This window comes from Candidatus Desulfolinea nitratireducens, assembly GCF_982879505.1.
Genome location: NZ_CEYOSI010000301.1, coordinates 1 through 3430, shown reverse-complemented (window position 1 = coordinate 3430; position 3430 = coordinate 1). Strand labels below are relative to the sequence as shown.

The window sequence follows — 3430 nt, the reverse complement described above, 5'->3', positions numbered from 1 at the left end:
CTCCGACATGATCTCGGAGGCGCGCGCTACAACGGAGCGGGGTAATCCTGCCAATTGCGCCACGTGGATCCCATAGGACTTATCCGCGCCACCGGGGATGATCTTATGCAAAAAGACCACCCTCGCATCCGCTTCACTCACCGCGACATTATAATTTCTTACCCCGGGAAGCAATTCGGATAATTGTGTCAGTTCGTGGTAATGGGTTGCAAAGAGGGTCTTGGCGCGCAAATCCGGATGGTTATGGATATGCTCCACCATCGCCCAGGCAATTGAGACCCCATCATAGGTGCTGGTTCCGCGCCCGACCTCATCCAGAATGAGCAGGCTCCGTGGAGTGGCATGATGAAGGATATTTGCGACTTCGACCATCTCGACCATAAAGGTCGATTGCCCGGCGTGGATCTCGTCCTGTGCGCCGATCCGGGTGAAGATGCGATCAACAAGGCCGATTTGCGCGCTTTTGGCTGGGACGAAGGAACCGATCTGCGCCATCAGTACGATCAGCGCCGCCTGCCGCAAATAGGTGCTTTTCCCCGACATATTAGGTCCGGTGATCACCCGCACAACCTCACCTTTTTCGATGATGATGTCATTCGGGACGAAGCGTTCGCCGCGCAGGGATTCTTCAACGACGGGATGCCGCCCCTCGCGGATGTCGAGCTGCGCATCATCCCTGACGATCGGCCTGCTATAGCCTCCCAGGGCAGCCGATTCGGCCAGGGCAGCCAGCGCGTCCAGCTCGGCCAGCGAGCGGGCCGATTGCAATAATTGAGAGACGGACCCAGCCAGTTTTGTGCATAACTCTTTGAAGAGACGCGTCTCGATTTCACGGATCCGCTCTTCGGCATTCAAAACCAACGTCTCGTATTCTTTCAACTCAGGCGTGATATATCGCTCGGCGTTGACCAGAGTCTGCTTGCGAATATAGTGCTCGGGGGCCTTATCAACGACAGCCTTTGTGATCGAGATATAGTAGCCAAAGACCTTGTTATAGCCCACCTTGAGGGTTTTTATCCCCGTCCGCTCGCGTTCAACCGCTTCAAGATTGGCGATCCAGTCGCGGGCATTGCGGGAGGATTCGAGGATATTATCCAACTCACCCGCATATCCAACTCGGATCACGCCCGTATTCTGGAGGGTTGCCGGGGGCTCCTCTGAAATGGCAGCCTCTAAAAGGGCGAGCTCCTGATCACATGGCGAGAGCAAGTCCAAAATCCGGGCCAGAGACGGCACTTCATCCACAAAAAGGTTTTTAATGACAGGGATGCTTCCGAGGGTTTCGCGCAAGGCCACCAGATCACGCGGCTGGGCGTATCCGGATAAAATCCGGTTGCTGAGACGTTCAAGGTCAGCAAGGGGTTTCAGGGCGCTCTGAAGTTCTGCGCGAGGCATCCCGTTTTGATAGAAATGATCCACGCCATCGAGACGCTCGGTGATTTCCTGTATATCAAGGAGGGGCTGGCTGACCCACTGCCGGATGAGACGCTTGCCCATTGGGGAAACGGTTTGGTCGAGCACTCCCAGCAAGGAGCCCTCGATTTTGCCGCGCAGGGTTTCGGTCAGCTCAAGATTGCGGCGGGTGGCGGCGTCGAGGGTCATGAATTCGTTCAGGCTGTAAACGCGCAAATTGGAAAGCAAACTGAGCGCTTTCGGCTCGGTCTCCTTGATATATTGCATAATTGCCCCCGCGGCACGTGTGGCGAGCTGGCGATTTTTCAGTCCAAAACCATCCAGGGTGGAGGCCCCAAAATGAGTTTGCAATATTTCGGCACAGCGCCCGGATTCAAATCGCCAGGCCGGCCAGGAGGTCAAATGGCTGGAGATTTCACCGTTGAGCCTCAGATCGTCGGGATAAACAACCTCGGCTGCACGTAAGCGGGTTAGCTCGGCACGGACAGGTGTCAGGTCGGCGGCGTCGATTTCGGTGACGGCAAATTCCCCGGTCGTGATATCCGCGTAGGCGATCCCCGCTTTTCCGTCATGAACGACCAGCGCGACGAGGTAATTATTAGCATGACTTTGTAATAGCCCCGGTTCGACGATCGTCCCCGGCGTGACCACGCGCACCACCTGACGGGGAAAGATCCCCTTCTTGGGCTGCTCGCCGATCTGTTCACAAATGGCTACATGGTAGCCTTTTTCGATCAGCCTCGAGAGATAATTTTCAACGGCATGATAGGGGATTCCGGCCAGGGGTGTTTTCTCGCCGTTCCCGATTCCGCGCGAGGTGAGCACTATATCCAGTTCGCGGGCTGTGATGACCGCGTCTTCGCCAAAGGTTTCGTAGAAATCCCCCAGGCGAAAGAAGAGGATCGCGTCTGGATGTTGGGCTTTGATATCAAGATATTGTTGGCGGACTGGGGTATTTTCGGGTTTGACCATAGGTCGATTCTAACATGAAGAAAAGCTTTATAATAATGAAAAACATTCAGGAGAATAGCATCTGCGAACTGGTTTTGTTCCGTCAGGGACAGAGCGATAGGAAATCCGAATAAGTCCTCCCGCAGGTTATTGAAACCTGCGGGAGGTTCAAAAGCAATTTAGCTTAATAACATCAATAATAAATCTCGATGGGAGAACAGCATGTACAAACTGGTTTTACTTCGTCATGGACAGAGCGAATGGAATTTATCCAATCGCTTCACGGGCTGGACAGATGTTGGGTTAACAGAGCAGGGACGCGCTGAAGCGCACAGCGCCGGAACGCTCTTGCGAGAGGCTGGATTCCGTTTCGATGTGGCCTATACCTCCGTTTTGCGACGCGCTATCCAAACCTTGTGGGTCGCCCTCGAGGAATTGGAACAGGAATGGATTCCTGTTCACCGCTCCTGGAAATTGAACGAACGTCATTATGGCGCGTTGCAGGGATTCAATAAAGCGGAGATGGCCGCCAAAGAAAGCGAAGAACAGGTTTTGATCTGGCGCCGCAGCTACGATACGCCTCCGCCAGCCCTCGAGTTGGAAGATGAGCGTCATCCACGTTTTGATCCGCGTTACGCAGATCTTTCGGCAGATGAGCTGCCTTCCACTGAATGCCTGAAAGATACCCTTGAGCGCGTTTTGCCTTATTGGGAAAGTGTCATCGCACCAGAAATTAAATCTGGTAAAAATCTTCTCATCGCCGCACATGGAAATAGTCTGCGGGCGATGGTCAAATACCTCGATAATATCTCCGACGATGAGATCACTGGCTTGAATATCCCCACAGGGATCCCGCTGGTCTACGAGTTGGATGCAGACCTGAAAGCGATCAAAAGTTACTACCTCGGTGATCCCGAAGCCGCCAAAAAAGCCGCGGCAGCAGTTGCCGCACAGGGGAAGGCGAAAAAATAAACAGCAAATAATTAAAATTGACTTCTTGCATATGTGCTCCCGGCGGCGTCCCCGCCGCCGCCCTAAAGGATGCTACGCAAAGGACGGCGGCTAG

2 protein-coding genes are annotated in these 3430 nt (G+C 54.0%); one reads left to right on the top strand and one right to left on the bottom strand.

Annotation, left to right across the window (positions count from 1 at the left end):
• Positions 1–2385, bottom strand: a 2385-nt coding sequence (gene mutS, locus AC3DOM_RS16880) for a DNA mismatch repair protein MutS (protein ID WP_487920204.1), incomplete at its 3' end; no start/stop codon positions are given.
• Between the two features lie 201 nt (positions 2386–2586).
• On the opposite strand from mutS, the gene gpmA reads away from it, so the two are divergent.
• Positions 2587–3336 (top strand): 2,3-diphosphoglycerate-dependent phosphoglycerate mutase, encoded by a 750-nt coding sequence (gene gpmA, locus AC3DOM_RS16875; protein ID WP_487920203.1) that lies wholly within the window; start codon positions 2587–2589, stop codon positions 3334–3336.
• Positions 3337–3430 lie beyond the last annotated feature (94 nt).

Bases quoted from the DNA above. Each gene is read 5' to 3' on its own strand.
- gpmA (WP_487920203.1), top strand. From the start codon at position 2,587: ATGTACAAACTGGTTTTACTTCGTCATGGACAGAGCGAATGGAATTTA.